Raw genomic sequence first — 17,410 nt, forward strand, 5'->3', positions numbered from 1 at the left:
TGGTGGTCACGGAACGTACCCGCACCTATAATGCGTCGTTTTTTTGGCCTGCCCAGTTCAATGACATTCCGCCGATCTCGCAATGACCGGCACCGGAAGGGCAGTCCGGAATTCCCGTCGAAGGAGGTTCATCAGGGATGCAGATAGGTATTCCCGCAGAGATCCGCACCGGCGAGACAAGGGTCGCCGCCACCCCCGAAACCGTCAAGAAGTACGCTCAGGGCGGTCATCACAAGGTTCTGGTCCAGGCAGGGGCCGGCCTGGCGTCGTCCTACCAGGACGCCGACTATGTCGCGGCGGGCGCCACCATCGTCTCCTCCGCGGTGGACGTGTACGGCAGTGCCGATCTGGTGCTGAAGGTGCGCGGCCCCGAACCCTCGGAACTCGAGCAGATGCGCCGCGACCAGATGCTGGTGGGGCTCCTTGCGCCCTACCGCGCCGAAGGTCTGCAGGCCATCGCCGCGCGAGGCGTCACCGCGTTCGCCATGGAATGGCTGCCCCGCATCTCCCGTGCCCAGAGCATGGACGTGCTCTCGTCGCAGGCCAACATCGCCGGATACAAGGCGGTGATGATCGCCGCCAACACCTACGGGCGCATGATGCCCATGCTCATGACGGCGGCCGGCACGATCAAGGCGGCACGAGTGATCATCATGGGGGTCGGCGTCGCGGGGTTGCAGGCCATTGCCACGGCCAAGCGGCTGGGGGCGGTGGTGGAAGCCACGGACGTGCGGCCGGAGACCAAGGAACAGGTCGAGTCGCTCGGGGCCAAGTTCATCGAGGTGCCGCTCACCGACGCGGAGAAGGAACTCGCCAAGGGCCAGGGCGGTTACGCCCGGGACATGGGCGACGACTACCGCAAGCGTCAGGCGGCCCTGGTGGCCGAGCGCATCAAGCAGGCGGACATCGTCGTCACCACCGCGCTCATTCCCGGCCGGCCCGCGCCGGTGCTGGTCACCGAAGACATGGTGAAGAGCATGCGGCCCGGTTCCGTCATCGTCGACATGGCGGTGGAACAGGGCGGCAACTGTCCGCTGTCCGAACTGGACAGGACGGTCGTCAAGCACGGCGTCCATCTGGTCGGCATCGCCAACCTTCCCGCGACGGTGCCTGCGGACTCCAGCGCGCTCTACGCCCGCAACCTCCACAACTTCCTCGCGCTCATGCTCGATGCCAAGACCGGTCCCTTCAATCTCAATCGCGAGGACGAAGTCGTCGCCGGCACGCTCGCGTGCATCGGCGGCGAACTCGTCCGCACGTGATCACCGCCGGCCCACGCCCCGGAGCTCCTCCATGGAAACCCTGAACCCCACCATCATCAACCTGATCATCTTCGTGCTGGCGATCTACGTCGGCTACCACGTGGTCTGGAACGTCACGCCGGCGCTGCACACACCGCTCATGTCGGTGACCAATGCCATCTCCGCGATCGTGATCGTCGGTGCCATGCTCGCGGCCGCGCTCACGGAGGGCGGTCTGGGCAAGACCATGGGCGTGCTCGCGGTCGCGCTCGCGGCGGTCAACGTATTCGGCGGATTCCTCGTGACGCGCCGCATGCTGGAGATGTTCAAGAAGAAGGACCGGCCCGCCGCGGGAGGTCACAAGTGAACGGCCTGCACATGAACTGCGAAAGCACGTCCCAGTCCCGGGAGAGCGCACGATGAGCATGAATCTCGTCACACTGCTGTACCTCGTGGCGTCCATCTGCTTCATCCAGGCGCTCAAGGGTCTGTCCCACCCGACGACCTCGCGGATCGGCAACGGCTTCGGCATGGCCGGCATGACCATCGCGGTGCTCACCACCGTGGGACTCATCGTCAAGCTGAGCGCATCGCCCGCCACCGGCATCGGCTATGTGCTGCTCGGTCTGCTGGTCGGCGGAGCCGTGGGCACCGTGATGGCCAAGCGTGTCGAGATGACCAAGATGCCGGAACTGGTGGCTTTCATGCACAGCATGATCGGTCTGGCGGCCGTGTTCATCGCGGTGGCCGCGGTGGCCGAGCCCCACGCCTTCGGCATCACGGCGAGGGACACCCCGATTCCCACCGGCAACCGGCTCGAGCTGTTCCTGGGGGCGGCCATCGGCGCGATCACCTTCAGCGGTTCCGTGATCGCGTTCGGCAAGCTGTCGGGCAAGTACAAGTTCCGTCTGTTCCAGGGCGCGCCGGTCGTCTTCAAGGGCCAGCACCTGCTCAACCTGCTGCTGGGTATCGCACTCCTCGTTCTGGGGCTGGGTTTCATGTTCACCGGGAACTGGGGTGCGTTCTTCCTCATGCTGCTCCTGAGTTTCGTGATCGGCGTGCTGATCATCATTCCCATCGGTGGAGCGGACATGCCGGTCGTGGTGTCCATGCTCAACTCGTACTCGGGCTGGGCGGCCGCGGGCATCGGTTTCTCGCTCAACAACCCCATGCTGATCATCGCCGGCTCGCTGGTCGGATCGTCCGGCGCCATCCTGTCCTACATCATGTGCAAGGCGATGAACCGGTCGTTCTTCAACGTGATCCTGGGCGGTTTCGGCGGCGAAGGCGGAGCGGTGACGGGCGGCGGCCCGCAGAAGTCGGTCAAGTCGGGCAGTGCCGACGACGCCGCATTCCTCATGGGCAACGCGGACAGCGTGATCATCGTTCCCGGCTATGGTCTTGCGGTGGCGCGGGCGCAGCACGCGGTGAAGGAGATGGCGGCCAAGCTCACGGCCAAGGGCGTGCAGGTGCGTTACGCCATCCATCCGGTGGCGGGACGGATGCCCGGCCACATGAACGTGCTGCTCGCGGAAGCGGAGATTCCTTACGACCAGGTGCTGGAGATGGAAGACATCAACAGCGATTTCGGCACCACGGACGTGGTTCTGATCCTTGGCGCGAACGACGTCGTGAACCCGCTCGCGCACGAGAAGGGCAGCCCGATCTACGGCATGCCCATCCTCGAGGCGCACAAGGCGCGCACCGTGATCGTCAACAAGCGTTCCATGGCGGCGGGCTACGCGGGCCTCGACAATCCGCTGTTCTACCTGGACAAGACGATGATGGTGTTCGGTGACGCCAAGAAGGTCATCGAGGACATCGTCAAGGCGATCGACTGACAGAGGGAGACCACCGCCGTCCGCACCATGGCGCGGGCGGCGGCGGGCCATATAATCCGGCGAGGTCGGGCCGGACCATGGGGTACGGCAAGCCCCCCGGCTGCGGCATGCCCGCGCCGGACGAACAGGCAGCAAGGAGCGCATGGACAAGTCGACTCTTTTCGCGAAGACCGGTAAGGGGCTCATGGAGGTCAAGAACCGGTCGCGAGCACTGTCCAGGACCTGCATCGCCTCCTGACGCTCATCGATGGGCGTTCCACCTACGTCGAGCTGCAGGAAAAGCTCGCTCCCATTTCCGAACGTGATCTCGTCGTCCAGTTGCGACAGCTGTCGGACCTGGGCTTCATCAAGGAGATCATCGCGTCCCCGCGCGCCGAAGCGGCGCCGTCACCGGGGCTGGACTACGCGGACGATCTCGACTTCACCAGTTTCACGAACGCTTCCCGGCAGGGGCGCGCGAACGTCTATTCCAACGCCGAAACCGAAAAGCGGGCGCGCGACGCCGCCGAACGCAAGGCCTCCGAGGAGCGGATGGCGCGCCAGCGCCAGGACGCCGAGCAGAAGGCCCGCGAAGCTGCGGAGCAGCAGCAGAAGGCGGAGGTGGAGGGCCGGCAGATCGCCGAACTGGAGCAGCGCGCGCGGGCACTCGCGGCCGCCAAGGAGAAGCAGGAAGCCGATCTGCGGGCCAAACTGGCTGAGGAGACCAGCGCACGCATCGAGGCTCAACAACTCGCCCGTGAAGATGCCGAGCGGCGCGCCCGGATTGCGCAGGAGGCGAAGAAGCGCCTCGAAGGGGAGCGTCAGAAGCTCGAGGAGGAGCGCAAGCGGCTCGAGGAAGAGGCGAAGAAGGCCAAGGCCGTCGCCGAGCGCAATGCCCGCGAAGAGGTGCAGCGCAGGCTAGAGGAAGAGAAGCGCCGCGTGCGCGAGGAAGCCGAGCGGCAGGCCAGAGAGGACGCGCAACGCAAGCTGGAAGAGGAAGCGCGCCGCGTCCGGGAGGAAGCCGAACGCAATGCGCGCGAGGAAGCGCAGCGCAAGATCGAGGAAGAGACCCGGCGGCTGAAGGAAGAGGCCGAGCGTCTTGCGCGCGAGGAAGCCCAGCGCAAGGTGGAGGAAACGGAGAGGCGCCTGCGCGAGGAAGCCCAGCGGAAGCTGGAGGAGGAGGCGCGGAAGGCGCGGGAGGAAGCCGAGCGGATCGTGCGCGAGGAGGCGCAGCGAAAGCTGGAGGAAGAGACGCGGCGCGTGCGGGAGGAAGCCGAGCGCCTCGTGCGCGAGGAAGCCCAGCGCAAGATCGAGGAGGAAACCCGGCGGGCCCGGGAGGAGGCCGAGCGTGCCGCTCGCGAGGAAGCCCAGCGCCGGATAGAGGAAGAGGCAAGGCGGGCGCGGGAGGAAGCGGAGATCCGTGCGCGGGAAGAAATGCGCGTGCGCCTTGAAGAGGAGGCCAGGCGCGTCCGCGAGGAAGCCGAGCGGCAGGCGCGTGAAGAAGCGGAACGCCGCCTGGCTGAAGAACGCGAGCGTTTGCGGCAGGAGGCCGAGGAAGCGCGGAGGCGCGAAGAGGAAGAAAGGCAGCGGCGCGAGGAAGAGGAACGCCGCCGCAGGGAAGAGGAAGAGCAGGCTCGCCGTGCCGCCGAGGAGGAGGAGCGGCGGAGGCGTGAAGAGGAAGAGCAGCGGAGGCGCCAGGAAGAGGAACGCGTCAGGCGCGAACTCGAGGAGCGCCTCGCGCGCGAACTGGAAGAACGCAAGCGGCGCGAGGAAGAGGAGCGCCGCCGGCAGGAAGAGGAAGAAAAGCGGCAGCAGGCCCTCGAGGAGCAGCGACAGCGCGAAGCGGAGGAACGCCGCCGCCTGGAAGAGGAACTGCGCCGGCGCGAAGAGGAAGATCGGCGCCGGCTGGAAGAGGAAGCGAGGAAGCGGCGCGAGGAAGAACAGCGGCGGCGCGAGGACGAGGATCGCCGGCGGGAGGAAGAAGACCGCCGCCGCGCGGAAGAAGACCGCCGCCGGCACGAGGAGGAAGCCCGGCGGCAGGGCGAGGTGCAGGAACGCCAGGCGCGCGAAGAGCAGCAGCAGGCGAGACTTGCCGCCGAGCAGACGGCCCGCGCGGAGATCGAGGCGGAGCGCAAGGAAGAGCAGGCGCTGCGCATCAAGCTGGAGGAGGAGCTCAAGCGCCGCGAGGAAGACGACCGCCGGCGCCAGGAAGACGACGCCCGGCGACGCGAGGAGGAAGAGCGGCTGCGTCAGCAGGAACTCGACCGGCGGCGCGAGGAAGAAGCGAACCGCGCGCGCCGCGAGGAGGAAGAGCGGCTTGCCGCCGAGGCGGAATTGCAGCGCCAGCAGGAAGAGCGGGCACGGCGCGAACAGGCGGAGCGCGAGGCGAGCGAGCGCCGCGCACGCGAGGAAAGGGAAGCTCAGGAGCGGGAGGCCGAGGAAGCTCGTGTCCGCGAGGCGGCGGCCAGGGCGCGTGAGCAGGCCGAGCGCGAGGCGGCCGAGCGGCGCGAGGAGGAGGAACGCAGGGAGCGGCAGGCTGCGGAAGAGCGTGTGCGGGCCGAAGAGTCCGAGGCGCGCGAGCGGGCCGAGCGCGAAGCGGTGCAGGCTCGCGAGAAAGAGGAAGAGGCTGCGCGCCTGAAGGCAGCGGAAGAAAGGCGCTCCAGGGAAGAGGCGGAACAGCGGGCGCATGAGCAGGCGGAAGCCGCTGCCGCCCTGGTGGCGGCGGCAGCACCTGCCCTCTCGCTGGCCGCCGGATCGGAAGAGCCGCTCGATGACGAGGAAGCGCGGAAGCGCGACGAGATTTCCCGGCTCCTGCTGGCCGAACTGGAGATGCCGGCAGAACCCGGGGGTGAGCTGCCGCCGGCAGAGGCAGCCGAGGAAGTCGAGGTGTCGTTGCCCGGAATGGAGGTTTCCGAGGAACTGGAGGTGTCCGCCGACATGAGTGTCGCGGAGGAGAGCGACGCTCCGGTGGACGAGGTTCCTCTGGAGCCCATCGACCTGTCTTCGCTGGATTCGGCCGATGGCGGCAACGAAGCCCGCTCGGCGCTCGATCTGCAGGAAGACGAACTTCGCCGCGATCTCGAGGCGATCGAACGGCGCAACATGCTGGAGGAAGAAGCGCGCAAGGCCGTGGAGCAGGCCGAACGCGAGGCTGCGGAGCGAGCCGATGCGGAGGCCCGTGCCATGGCGGATGCCACGCGGCGTGCGCAGGAGCAGGCGACGCGGGCCGCGCTCGAAGAAGCGCAGAAGCGCAATCAGATGGAGCACGAGCGCAAGGCGCAGGAGAAGGAGGAGCGCAAGCAGCGCGAGGAAGATGCGCGCAAGCGGGCGGAGTTCGCCCGCCTGGAGGCGGAGCGGGTCCAGCGCGAACAGGCGCTGGCCAAGCAACGCGCGGAGCAGGAAGAGCGGGACCGCCAGAAGGCGGCACGCAAGGCGCTGCTGGACGCGCGGCGGCGCTCAGGCTGGAAGCGTTTCCAGCCTCACCTCCTGGGGGTGCTGGTCGTCCTCGCCCTCGTCGCCGGTGGTCTGCACCTGCTGCCCATGTCCTTCTACACGCCGTCGATAGAGCGCATCGCGTCCCAGCGACTGGGCGAACCCGTGGCGATCGGCGAACTGCACGTTGCCCTGTTTCCCAGTCCGGAGATCAAGCTCGACGACGTGAAGATCGGCAAGCAGCTCGACATCCGCGTGGGCACCATCCGGATGTCGCCGGAGATCGGTTCGCTGTTCGAAGACCGCGTGCGCATCAAGCGACTGGAGGCGCAGGATGCCACCACGTCCGCCGAGGCGCTGCCCCGCATCGTGGGTTGGTTCCAGCGCCCTGAAGGTCAGAGCGTGGTCGAGTTCAGGCGCATTTCGCTCAAGAACGGAAAGATCGCCCTGCAGGGGGTCGACGTGCCTTCCGTCAGCGGCGATTTCCTGTTGGGAATCGACGGTTCGTTCAAGGGGGGCGATATCCGGTTCACGGACAGCACGCTCAAGGCCACACTGACCCCGAACGAATCCGATCTCGAGGTCACCCTCTCCGGCAGAGCCTGGAAGCCGGCGTTCGGTCCCGGCATCCTTGTGAACGAGATCATCGGCAAGGGGGTCGTGAGTGGCAGCACCCTCAAGCTCACGGGCGTCGACGGCACCATGTACGGGGGATCGTTCACTGCCAACGCGGACATCGACTGGAGTTCAGGCTGGTCGGTGAAGGGCGAGTTCACCACCGAGCGCGTCGATCTGCATGGCCTGATGGAAGCCTTCACCCGCAGCGCCACGTCCACGGGCGATCTGCAGTCGCAGGGGAAGTTCGAGATGACCGCGCCCAAGTTCGCCGCCTTGTTCGACGCGCCCAAGGTGCAGGTGGGATTCACCCTGCACAAGGGCAATCTCGACGGCGTCGATCTGGTCCGCGCGCTGCAGACCCCGCGCAGCGAAGGCGTGCGGGGCGGCAAGACCAAGTACGACACGCTCTCCGGCACGCTGTACGTGGCGGGTAACCGCTACCAGTATCGCGACCTGCGCATGCAGGCAGGCGTTCTGTTCGGCGCGGGGGCCTTCGACATCGATGCGGCGCAGAACGTGGGCGGGCGCGCTCTGGTGGAACTGCGCAGCCCGTCCAATCAGTTTCGCGGCAACTTCGCCATCGGTGGCAACCTGAACGCGATCGTTCTGAAGCCCTAGACCCCAGACCCCAGACCCCAGACGCCAGACCCCAGACCCCAGACCCCAGACCCCAGACCCTGGACCCGGGAACACTTGACGACCGGTCGATGACGGCGAGATGTCGTGTCGGGAATCGACGGAATGTCGGCTGTCACGTGGGGGCGGCGGACGCTTTGCGTGAAGCGGGCCGGGCGAACGCAAAGAAGCGAGCGCAGGCGGCTCAACCTTCGAGCCGGCGCAGATCTTCCCGGGTATCCACGTCTGCCAGCACGCCGGCATCATCGACCGGGAGTTCCACGACATCGGCGGAGTTCGCAGCGACGATGCGGCGAGCACCTTCATCACCCGATAGCGAGCGGAGCGCTTCACCGTGGCGGCGGGCGAATCCGACAGGGTGACCCCGACGGCCGCGAGGTGGGGATCACGATCGAGGCACCCGATTCGAGCGCCTGCTTCACCGACTCGAGCGTGAGGCTGCGAGCCTGGGCATGTCTCCCAGCGCGATGATCCAGCCCGTGCTGTCCGGCGAGGAAACCGCGACGGCGGCAGCGAGGCTGTACCCCATGCCATCCACCGCGCGTTCGCAGATCGTCACGGGAACGTTCTCGTCGGCGAAGAGCTTCTGCAGTTCGGGTTCGCCAGGCCGGACGACCACCTGCACCACAGGCAGCACCGAGCGCAGCGTTCGCAGGGAAGCGATGGCAAGCGGCACACCCTCCGGCCCGAACGGGTGACGCAGCTTTCCGCCGCCGAACCGCGTTCCCGCACCGGCTGCGAGGAGTATTCCGGTGATCAAGGGATGGCTTCCGGGAGAGCCGGACGGATCTTCGCGGAGCGGATCGATGCCTCACTCATGGCATGCGCGGGTTCGACGCCAGGCTGCGACGAGACCGAACCGCTCCCGCACCATTGCGCATGGTCGAAGCCTTCACACCTAGCGAATCCGAAGCTTTGAATGCCGTGCCGCGGCAGAAGGACGGCAGGTCCGACGGTTGAACCCTTTGACAGCCCGTCCTTCGCGCTCGCAACTGGATACCTGAGCATGGGAGGGCGCACGTGTCACTGCGGTGGAGCGGTCCGCCACTTTGCGTGGATGCGTCCTGCCGGCCGCCGTCTGGGTGGACTTCTTCTCGATCTTCACGCGGCGCTCGGCCACCGGTTCGGCGACCTGTCGCGCCTGACGCGTTCGCCGCTCGACGGTCGTCGTGTAGGTTGCCCGGCGGAATCCCGCTGCGGCGGTCGACGATGCTGCCGGAGGAGGCAGCGCAATCATCGCGTCCACGGGTGCAAGGTCCGCCAGTGCTTCCGCGGAGCGCGCGGGTGCGGCAAAAGGAGGGCGAGGCGAGTCCGATCGCGCCATGCGGGCGCGGGCGAGGGGCGGATTCTTGGCGAAGTACTGACGGATGCCGGTGGCGATCGCGCCCGCGAGGCGGATCTGATAGTCCTCGTCGTTGAGGCGTTCCTCTTCGTCCGGATTGCTGATGAACGCCGTCTCGACGAGGATGGACGGCATGTCCGGGGCCTTGAGCACGGCGAACCCTGCCTGTTCCACGCGATGCTTGTGCAGGGAGTTCACCTCCGACAGTTCGCTCAGCACGGCGCGTCCCAGTTTCAGGCTGTCGTTGATGGTGGCCGTCTGGGAGAGGTCGAGCAGCACCTTCTTTAGGTTCGGGTCGGGGACGTCGATGTTGACTCCGCCGATGAGGTCGGCGTCGTTCTCGCGTTTCGCCAGCCAGCGCGCCGCGGCGGACGTGGCGCCGCGCTCGGACAGGGCGAACACCGACGAACCCTTCGCATGGGGCTTGATGTACGCGTCTGCGTGAATCGAGACGAACAGGTCCGCCTGAACGTTGCGCGCCTTGATCACGCGCTGGTGCAACGGAATGAAGACGTCCGCATCGCGCACGAGCACGGCGCGCATGTTGGGGATCTCGTCGATGGAGGCCTTGAGGCGTCGCGCGATGGCGAGCGTCACGGCCTTTTCGTACGTCCCGCTCGCCCCTCTCGCACCGGGATCCTCCCCGCCGTGTCCCGCATCGACGGCCACGGTAATGAGGCGTTCCATCCTGTCGTCCTCCCGCGATGGAGCGGGGGCGGCCGGTTTGGGCGCGACTGCCGCGGCGGGTTTGTCCGTGGCGGACCTGTCGGCCGGGGGAATGTCGGCAGTTTTCCTTGCCGCAGCCTGGGAGGATGGCGCGACCGTCACGGCCGATGAGGGCGGCACTTCGGCTCCCTTCGAAGCGGTGGCCGGTGCGGGTTGAACGGCGGCGGGCGATGTGTTGACTGCAACGGCGTTGGGAACGGCTGTGGGCGATGTGGAGGACGGTGTGGCCGCGACCTTCGCTGGAACCGGCGTTGCCGCGGTGTTCGGCCCGCCGATCAGCGCCATCAGGGCATCGGGCGCGGCGACCGGGTGCACGTCCAGCACGAGCCGGTGGCCGAATTCCTTGGCGGGCGGCAGCGGGTAGGCCTGCGGCTGCACGTCCGCTTTCAGGTCGAGGACCACGCGCACCACGCCCGGCTTGAAGCGCCCGACCCGCACCGCACGCACATAGGGATCCAGCGGACTCAGTTGCGACGCAACGGTTTCGATCACCTTGGCGCCGTGCGCGTCTTCCAGATCCACCACGAGCCGTGGTGGATCCTGCACCGTGAACAGGCGATAGCCGATGGGGCCGTCTGCCTCGAGGGTGAGGCGGGTGTACTCAGGACTGCTCCAGAGGCGTGCGGCGGAGAGCTGCGTCGCCTGGGCGGCAGGCAGCAGCACGGCGCACGACAGGGCGAGCGCCGGGAAGCACCGAATGGTTCGGCTCAACAGAGTCTTGCTGCCTTCAGCCAATGAGCGCCTCGTGGGGTACGCGCTTCCAGTACTGCGGTTCTGCCTCCGCTCACGGCGAGCGACAACTGCACCGTGAGGTCCGCGACGGGGAGAGATCCGGACGCTTTTTCCGGCCACTCGACGATGCAGACGGCGTCGCTTTCGAAGTTTTCCAGGAGCCCCGAATCGCGAAGTTCTTGGGCATCTTCGAATCTATACAAATCAAAGTGGTACAAGGATAACCTAGAAAGCTCGTAAGCTTCAACCAGGGCGAAGGTGGGGCTTTTCACCCGTCCTTCGAACCCCAGGCCGCGCATCAGGCCGCGCACCAGGGTCGTCTTGCCGCACCCCAGGTCGCCTTGCAGGAAAAGAAGGGCACCCGGTTCGATCCCGCGGGAGAGCGCGGATCCGAGCGCGAGCGTGTCTTCCTCCGCGGGTAGTTGAAGCGTCACGGCGAGCGCTGAGTTCATAGGCGAACCTGCCGCTCCGTGCCGATGCAGGACGAAGCCACGTCAAGCAGCATTTTCAAAGTCGCGAGCGAGTCGCCACGGCGCCAGGCCAGTCCGAGTTCCGTGAGCGGGCCCGTTTCGGCGATCGGACGGTAGACCACGCCGGTCCGGCGCAGGTGCTGGAGCGAGGCGGGGATGAGGGCAACGCCGATTCCGGCCGAGACGAGGCTCACGATGGTCTGCATCTGGACGGCCTCCTGTTCGACGCGGGGGCTGAACCCGCAGCGCTGGCAGAAGGACACGATGTCGTCGTAGAGCCTTGGCGCATGCGATCGGGGTGACATGAGAAACGGTGCGTCCGCGAGTTCCTTGAGCCGGAGTTTGCCCGTGGCCCGAGCGAGCGGGTGGGATTCCGGCAGGGCAGCCACGAAGGGTTCGCGGTGGATGGGCCAGTACTCGAGTTCCGGATCGTCCACCGGCGGCAGCACGAAACCGGCATCCATCGTGCGCTCCACGAGCGCCGCGAGCAGGACGTCGGTCGTCGCCTCTCGCAACGTGAGCCGGACACCGGGAGCGCGCGTGCGGAACTCGCGCAGCAGCGGCGGAAGCACGTTGTAATCGGCCGTGCTCACGAAGCCGATGCTCAGTTCACCCACCTCTCCGCGGCTCGCGCTGCGCGAGGCCGCGATGGCTCCGTCGACCCGCGCCAGGATGTGACGGGCCTCCGCGAGTAGCACCTCCCCCGCCTTGGTGAGGCTGACCCGCCTCTGGCTGCGATGGAAGAGCGCCGCGCCGACGATGTCCTCCAGGACGCGTATCTGGATGGACAGCGGAGGCTGCGAAATGTGCAGACGCTCGGCGGCCCGGCCGAAGTGAAGTTCTTCGGCCACGGCCACGAAATAGCGCAGGTGTCGCAACTCGACATTCATATCCGGAAAGTATCAAAACGACCAGAACAATATATTAGACAGCCCACTTGGGCCCGCGCAAACTCCGGCTCCCGGCTAGCCTCCGGCGTCTCCGGCGGCGATCCCACACCACGATTTCAAGGAGGACTACCATGGCCGACAACTGGCGCTCCAAGCTCATCACGGGCGGCGTGAACCGTGCCCCCAATCGCGCAATGCTGCGTGCCGTGGGCTTCGGCGACTCGGACTTCGACAAGCCGATCGTAGGGGTGGCGAACGGCCACTCCAACATGAATCCCTGCAACGCGGGCATCCAGCCGATCGTCGACCGTGCCATGGCGGCGCTGTCCGACGCGGGTGCCATGCCCCAGTCGTTCGGCGTGCCGACCGTCACCGACGGCATCGGCATGGGGACGGAGGGCATGAAGTACTCGCTGATCTCCCGCGAAGTCATCGCCGATGCCATCGAGACGTCGACCAACGGCCAGATGATGGATGGCGTGCTGGTCGTGGGGGCCTGTGACAAGAACATGCCGGGCGGCATGATGGCCATCGCGCGCATGAACGTGCCGGCGATCTACGTGTACGCGGGCACGATCAAGCCGGGCAAGTGGAAGGGGCAGGACCTCACAATCGTCAGCGCATTCGAGGCCGTCGGCGCATTCACGGCAGGCAAGATGTCGAAGGAAGACTACGACGGCATCGAGCGCAACGCCTGTCCGACCGTGGGCGCCTGCGGCGGCATGTACACGGCCAACACGATGTCGTCCTCGTTCGAAGCGCTGGGCATGAGCCTGCTGGGGTCGTCCCAGATCGCCTCCCCGGATCCGGAGAAGGCGGACTCCGCGGCCGAATCGGCCCGCGTGCTCGTGCAAGCCATCAAGAAGGGTCTGCGTCCGCGCGACATCATCACCCGCAAGTCCATCGAGAACGCCATCAGCCTGGTGATGGCGACCGGCGGTTCCACCAACGCCGTGCTGCACTACCTGGCGATCGCCTCCGCGGCGGAAGTCGAGTGGACCATCGACGACTTCGAACGCGTGCGTCAGCGCACACCGGTGCTGTGCGACCTCAAGCCCTCGGGCAAGTACGTCGCCACCGACTTCAACCGTGCCGGCGGCGTCCCCGTCGTCCTCAAGATGCTGCTCGACCACGGCCTGCTGCACGGCGACTGCATGACCATCACCGGCCGCACGATCGGCGAGGAACTGGCCGCGCTGAATCCGGTGCGCCGCGAGGACCAGGATCTCATCCGTCCCTGGTCCGATCCGATGTACAAGCAGGGCCACCTCGCCATTCTCAAGGGCAATCTCGCTCCGGAAGGCTGCGTGGCCAAGATCACGGGGCTCAAGAACCCCAAGATCACCGGTCCCGCGAAAGTCTTCAATTCCGAGAACGAGACGATGGAAGCGATCGTGTCGGGCAAGGTGAAGGCCGGCGACATCGTCGTCATCCGCTACGAAGGACCGAAGGGCGGCCCCGGCATGCAGGAGATGCTGGCTCCCACCTCCGCGCTCATCGGGCAGGGCCTCGGCGAATCCGTCGGCCTCATCACCGATGGCCGCTTCTCCGGCGCCACCTGGGGCATGGTGGTCGGCCACGTGGCGCCCGAGGCATTCGCGGGCGGACCGATCGCACTGGTGCAGGATGGGGACTCTGTCACCATCGACGCGCATCAACTGCTCATCCAGGTGAACATCTCCGACGAGGAACTCGCGCGTCGCCGTGCAAACTGGAAGCAGCCGGCTCCCCGCTACACGCGCGGCCTGATGGGCAAGTACATCAAGCTCGTCTCGACGGCATCCAAGGGTGCGGTGACGGACCAGTCCTGAGGATCTGCATCTTCCACTTCAAGGGTACGAGCGCGAATTTCCGGGCGGCTGTCGCTGCCCGGAGCAGAGTCGATGGGCGGTACTATCGGGGCAGCCCTGCATCGGGCGGCGCGTCATCACAAGTGGCGCGCCGTTTCATATCGTGCCGTCCATCCGGGTGGCCGGCAGCAATACAGGCACGCTGCTCCTCGTTGGCCTCCACGCACGCTCAAGCTACCCAGGGTGACCATGGGGCGGTCCGTATCTCGGTATCGAGCCCGCTGGCAGGGGACCTCGTTTGAAGCATCTGCCGATCTCGCTTCTGGCGGTGTTCGCTGCAGCGCTTTCGAGCACCCTGGGCGGGTCCGCCATCGTGGCGACGCGATTCGTCGTTCCGGACGCCGGTGTCCTGCCCACGATCCTGTTGCGTTTCGTCGGCGCGAGCATCGTCATGTTTGCGGTCTTCCTGCATCGCCGGCCGGGCCGCGTCGCAACATCCGACTATCCCGTCGTGGTGGGGCTCGGGCTCGTGCAGTTCGCGCTGTTCCCCTGGCTTTTCACCATGAGTCTGGCGCACGTCACCGCTGCGCGTGGCGCGCTCATCCTCTCCACTCAGCCTCTGATCACTCTCGTGCTCGCATCGATCGTGGGGCGCGAGCGCTTCACGGGCGTTAAGGTGCTGGGAGGAGCGATCGCACTGGGTGCCGTGGGATTCGCACTCGGCGACCGGCTGACCGCGACGACCGAATCGGCCTGGAAGGGCGATCTGTACATGTTCGCCGCGAGCCTGTCCGGATCCCTCTACAACGTCGCGTCCAGCTACGCACTGAGAAAGTACAAGGCCCTGGTCGTAGCACCGATCATGATCGTCGGCGGGGCCGTCGCGATCGCGATAGCGCTCGTGGCATCGGGTGACTACAGCGGCTTCGCCGCCATCAAGCCATCGGGGTGGGCGGCGTTGATCTACCTGATGTCCTTTGGCGGCGCATTCACGTTCTTTCTGTGGATCTGGGCGCTGGAACACACGGCGCCTTCTCGCGTGGCGCTGGCCGTGACGTTCAATCCGATCTCGGCAACGGTTCTCGGCGCGCTCGTTCTCAGCGAACCGATCACCTGGCGGCTGCTGGTGGGCCTGGCGGGAATCATCGCGTCGCTGGTCATCGTGAACTGGCGCTCGATGACGGACGCGTGGCGCAAACGTAGCGGAACGTGAAGCATGCCGGACGCCCGCGCAGGCGTCCGGCGCTGTCAACCGGTCACGGCTCGACGCCGATCTGATAGACCTCTTCCTCTTCCTCGATGATCTTGCCGGTCACGGCATCGACTTCCACTTCCCACTCCTTGCCCTTCGCGTCGCGGATGTCGAATTCGTAGGAAGGATTGCCGTCGGATTCGATGGAATACTCCACCTCGACGACTTCGCCGGGGCGCTTCTCCAGCGCGGTCTTCTTCGCGTCTTCCATCGACACCTTGGCCTTGGCCTTGAAGGCAGCGTCATCCGGTCCCGCCACTTCCTGCTCCTCCTCGAGCAGCTTGCCGGTCTTGGCACTGCACTCCACTTCCCACTCCTTGCCGTCCTTGCCCTTGATGTCGAACTCGTAGATCGGCTTGCCCTTCTCGATCTCCGCTTCCAGGGTGACGACGTCGCCCGGATGCTGGCGAGTGCCGCCTTCATGCAGTCCTCAGCTTTCCGTTGTGCGCCTCGGCGGCGAACGGGGCGGCGACAAGAAGAACGGCTACGGTCAAGAGTGATTTCTTCATTTGAAGCTCCAAAGTTGTGCGGTTGGATCGTCCGGCCCCACTTTGGGCAGTCCGGGGAATCGCACGATAACTTCCGTCGCCAAGGCCGGTCGGATCCCCGACTCGAATGCCGACGCTTCGTCGATCCGGAACTTCTCCTATGTGGGGCGGAATAAATACAGTATGCGCCCGTCGTTCCGCCATCGCTTGACCAAAGTCAATCAGGGAATGAGTTCACGTCTGTGGTAAGCAAAAGTCCCAATTGAATCGAGGGATAACTCATGCTCCCGCCGGCGTTGCGTACCCCTCCTCTCCGGGAAAGGGTGCAGTGTCCCGCTCGGCCCGGATGAGCTGCGCTCGAGTTCCAACAAGGAGACCTGGACCCGGCCCGGTCAAACGGCATAGTGCGAATCCCGTCTGAGCCCCGGACACGCAGGGCGGTCCTGGCCGATTCGCCCGATTCGGTAGATCAGGCGTTGTTCCATCATCAGCGACGCCAACGTCGACTCCGCTCGCTCCCCTGCGCCCGCTGTTCGTGCACGCAGGAATCCTGGGTCTTTGCGTGAACCTGCTCATGCTGGTGCCAGCGCTCTACATGGTGCAGGTCTTCGATCGTGTGCTCACCTCGCGCAGCGATGCCACGCTCGTCGTACTTACACTGGGCACCCTCGCAGCTTTGCTGGTACTGCTGTGGCTCGATCTGCTGCGGGGCCGATTGCTCGCCAGTGCGGGAATCGCCTTCGAACTCGATGCCGGCCCCAAGGTCATGGCACGACAGATGTCGCAGGCCGCTTCCGTACGGCGCTGGACGCCCAGGCGGTGGCCAGCCAGGCCGGAGGCGCGATGGCGGGGCGCCGGCCGCGCTCTGCGGCAGCTGGTGCAGATCGCCATGCTGGCGGCGGGAGCATGGCTCGTGATCGACGCCCATGCTTCGCCAGGCATCATGATGGCGGCCACCGTGCTGCTGGGCCGCGCGCTCGCTCCGGTCGAAGGCGCGATCACGGGGTGGAAGCAGTTCGTGGATGCCCGGAACGATCACGGGCGCCTTCGGTCCGTGCTGTCCGGGGCCTCACCCGCGGGAGAGGCCACTCCGCTGCCGGCACCGACCGGTGCCGTACAGGTCGAACGGCTCGTCTACGGCAGTCGCGACCTGGATCGCCCGGTTCTGCGCGGAATCGGTCTCCAGATCGGTGCAGGCGAGAGCCTTGCAATCATCGGTCCGAGCGGTTCGGGGAAGTCCACGCTTGCGCGCCTGCTGCTCGGCATCTGGCAACCGACGTCCGGGACCGTGCGCATCGACGGCGCCGACCTTGCGCATTGGTCACGCGACCGTCTCGGCCCCCACCTGGGATACCTCCCTCAAAGCGTGCAGCTCTTCGCCGGTACCGTCGCGCAGAACATTGCCCGATTCGGTGAACCGGATGCCGGCGCCGTCATCGATGCGGCGATACGCGCAAACGTCCATGACCTGATCTTGCGCCTCCCGCGCGGGTACGACAGCGTGATCGGCGAACGGCACCGGGCTTTCCGGCGGACAGGCGCAGCGCATCGCGCTTGCTCGCGCTGTATGGCAACCCCGTCTCGTGGTGCTCGACGAACCCAACGCCCCTCTGGACGGCGAGGGGGAGGAAGCGCTGATGCGTACCCTGCAGGGCCTGAAGTTGAGCGGTACGGCGGGGGTGCTGATCACCCATCGCCCGGCGCTGTTGGCAGGCGTCGATCGTGCGCTCGTTGCTGCGCAACGGCGTGATCGAGCTGAGCGGAACTTGCGCCGAGGTCATCACGAACCTCACGCGGGAGTCCGCGCCTCCCGATACCCCGGTCGTGGCCCGGCAGCTCACCGCGCGGACGGAGGGCTGAAATGAGCGCGAGCATCGGACGGTTGTTGCTTCCGCCCGTCGATGTCGAGACGGCCCCGGATGCAAGCCGGCTCGCGCGAGCCGGCACCTTCGCGGTCGGGGCTCTGTTCGCGA

General features: G+C 66.4%; 13 protein-coding genes and 2 pseudogenes. 8 read left to right on the plus strand and 7 right to left on the minus strand.

Going from position 1 to position 17,410, the window contains the following annotated elements:
• Positions 1 to 137: 137 nt before the first annotated feature.
• The 3 genes from IPK20_19070 to IPK20_19080 are packed head-to-tail and all read left to right on the plus strand — an operon-like array spanning position 138 to position 3,082.
• Positions 138 to 1,262: a Re/Si-specific NAD(P)(+) transhydrogenase subunit alpha gene (locus IPK20_19070; GenBank protein ID MBK8018609.1), complete on the plus strand. Its 1,125-nt coding sequence runs from the start codon at positions 138 to 140 to the stop codon at positions 1,260 to 1,262.
• A 31-nt stretch (positions 1,263 to 1,293) separates the two neighbouring features.
• A complete protein-coding gene (locus IPK20_19075) occupies positions 1,294 to 1,608 on the plus strand; it encodes an NAD(P) transhydrogenase subunit alpha (GenBank protein ID MBK8018610.1) in 315 nt (104 codons plus the stop codon).
• A 52-nt stretch (positions 1,609 to 1,660) separates the two neighbouring features.
• Positions 1,661 to 3,082: an NAD(P)(+) transhydrogenase (Re/Si-specific) subunit beta gene (locus tag IPK20_19080; GenBank protein MBK8018611.1), complete on the plus strand. Its 1,422-nt coding sequence runs from the start codon at positions 1,661 to 1,663 to the stop codon at positions 3,080 to 3,082.
• A gap of 387 nt (positions 3,083 to 3,469) precedes the next feature.
• On the opposite strand, the gene IPK20_19085 is transcribed toward IPK20_19080, so the two are convergent.
• Together IPK20_19085 and IPK20_19090 are read right to left on the minus strand one after the other, a co-directional pair.
• On the minus strand, positions 3,470 to 3,808 hold the full coding sequence (locus IPK20_19085; protein MBK8018612.1) for a hypothetical protein: 339 nt from the start codon (positions 3,806 to 3,808) through the stop codon (positions 3,470 to 3,472).
• Between the two features lie 171 nt (positions 3,809 to 3,979).
• Positions 3,980 to 5,749 carry a hypothetical protein gene (locus IPK20_19090; protein ID MBK8018613.1) on the minus strand — a complete coding sequence of 590 codons (1,770 nt, stop codon included), beginning with the start codon at positions 5,747 to 5,749 and terminating at the stop codon, positions 3,980 to 3,982.
• A gap of 27 nt (positions 5,750 to 5,776) precedes the next feature.
• On the opposite strand from IPK20_19090, the gene IPK20_19095 reads away from it, so the two are divergent.
• The gene (locus IPK20_19095; protein ID MBK8018614.1) at positions 5,777 to 7,729 is read left to right on the plus strand and encodes a hypothetical protein; all 1,953 of its coding nucleotides are present in this window, start codon (positions 5,777 to 5,779) and stop codon (positions 7,727 to 7,729) included.
• Between the two features lie 202 nt (positions 7,730 to 7,931).
• Here IPK20_19095 and IPK20_19100 read toward each other — a convergent pair.
• From IPK20_19100 to IPK20_19115, 4 genes and pseudogenes are all read right to left on the minus strand, one after another.
• Positions 7,932 to 8,555 (minus strand): annotated as a pseudogene (locus IPK20_19100) (nucleotidyltransferase family protein).
• 90 nt (positions 8,556 to 8,645) lie between these two features.
• The gene (locus IPK20_19105; protein ID MBK8018615.1) at positions 8,646 to 10,514 is read right to left on the minus strand and encodes an N-acetylmuramoyl-L-alanine amidase; all 1,869 of its coding nucleotides are present in this window, start codon (positions 10,512 to 10,514) and stop codon (positions 8,646 to 8,648) included.
• A gap of 8 nt (positions 10,515 to 10,522) precedes the next feature.
• Complete coding sequence (gene tsaE / locus IPK20_19110; GenBank protein MBK8018616.1) at positions 10,523 to 10,999, minus strand: tRNA (adenosine(37)-N6)-threonylcarbamoyltransferase complex ATPase subunit type 1 TsaE; 477 nt, start codon at positions 10,997 to 10,999, stop codon at positions 10,523 to 10,525.
• Positions 10,996 to 11,907 carry a LysR family transcriptional regulator gene (locus IPK20_19115; protein ID MBK8018617.1) on the minus strand — a complete coding sequence of 304 codons (912 nt, stop codon included), beginning with the start codon at positions 11,905 to 11,907 and terminating at the stop codon, positions 10,996 to 10,998. The genes tsaE and IPK20_19115 overlap by 4 nt, the downstream gene beginning before the upstream one ends.
• Before the next feature lie 131 nt (positions 11,908 to 12,038).
• On the opposite strand from IPK20_19115, the gene ilvD reads away from it, so the two are divergent.
• Positions 12,039 to 13,718, plus strand: a complete 1,680-nt coding sequence (gene ilvD / locus IPK20_19120; protein MBK8018618.1) for a dihydroxy-acid dehydratase — start codon at positions 12,039 to 12,041, stop codon at positions 13,716 to 13,718.
• A gap of 277 nt (positions 13,719 to 13,995) precedes the next feature.
• Positions 13,996 to 14,910: a DMT family transporter gene (locus IPK20_19125; protein ID MBK8018619.1), complete on the plus strand. Its 915-nt coding sequence runs from the start codon at positions 13,996 to 13,998 to the stop codon at positions 14,908 to 14,910.
• A gap of 43 nt (positions 14,911 to 14,953) precedes the next feature.
• Here IPK20_19125 and IPK20_19130 read toward each other — a convergent pair.
• Positions 14,954 to 15,372, minus strand: a pseudogene (locus tag IPK20_19130) (PepSY domain-containing protein).
• A gap of 600 nt (positions 15,373 to 15,972) precedes the next feature.
• Here IPK20_19130 and IPK20_19135 point away from each other — a divergent pair.
• The gene (locus IPK20_19135) at positions 15,973 to 17,187 is read left to right on the plus strand and encodes an ATP-binding cassette domain-containing protein (protein MBK8018620.1); all 1,215 of its coding nucleotides are present in this window, start codon (positions 15,973 to 15,975) and stop codon (positions 17,185 to 17,187) included.
• Positions 17,160 to 17,297 carry a hypothetical protein gene (locus tag IPK20_19140; GenBank protein ID MBK8018621.1) on the plus strand — a complete coding sequence of 46 codons (138 nt, stop codon included), beginning with the start codon at positions 17,160 to 17,162 and terminating at the stop codon, positions 17,295 to 17,297. The genes IPK20_19135 and IPK20_19140 overlap by 28 nt, the downstream gene beginning before the upstream one ends.
• Positions 17,298 to 17,410: the final 113 nt, after the last annotated feature.

It is taken from the genome of Betaproteobacteria bacterium (genome assembly GCA_016713305.1).
GTDB lineage: Bacteria > Pseudomonadota > Gammaproteobacteria > Burkholderiales.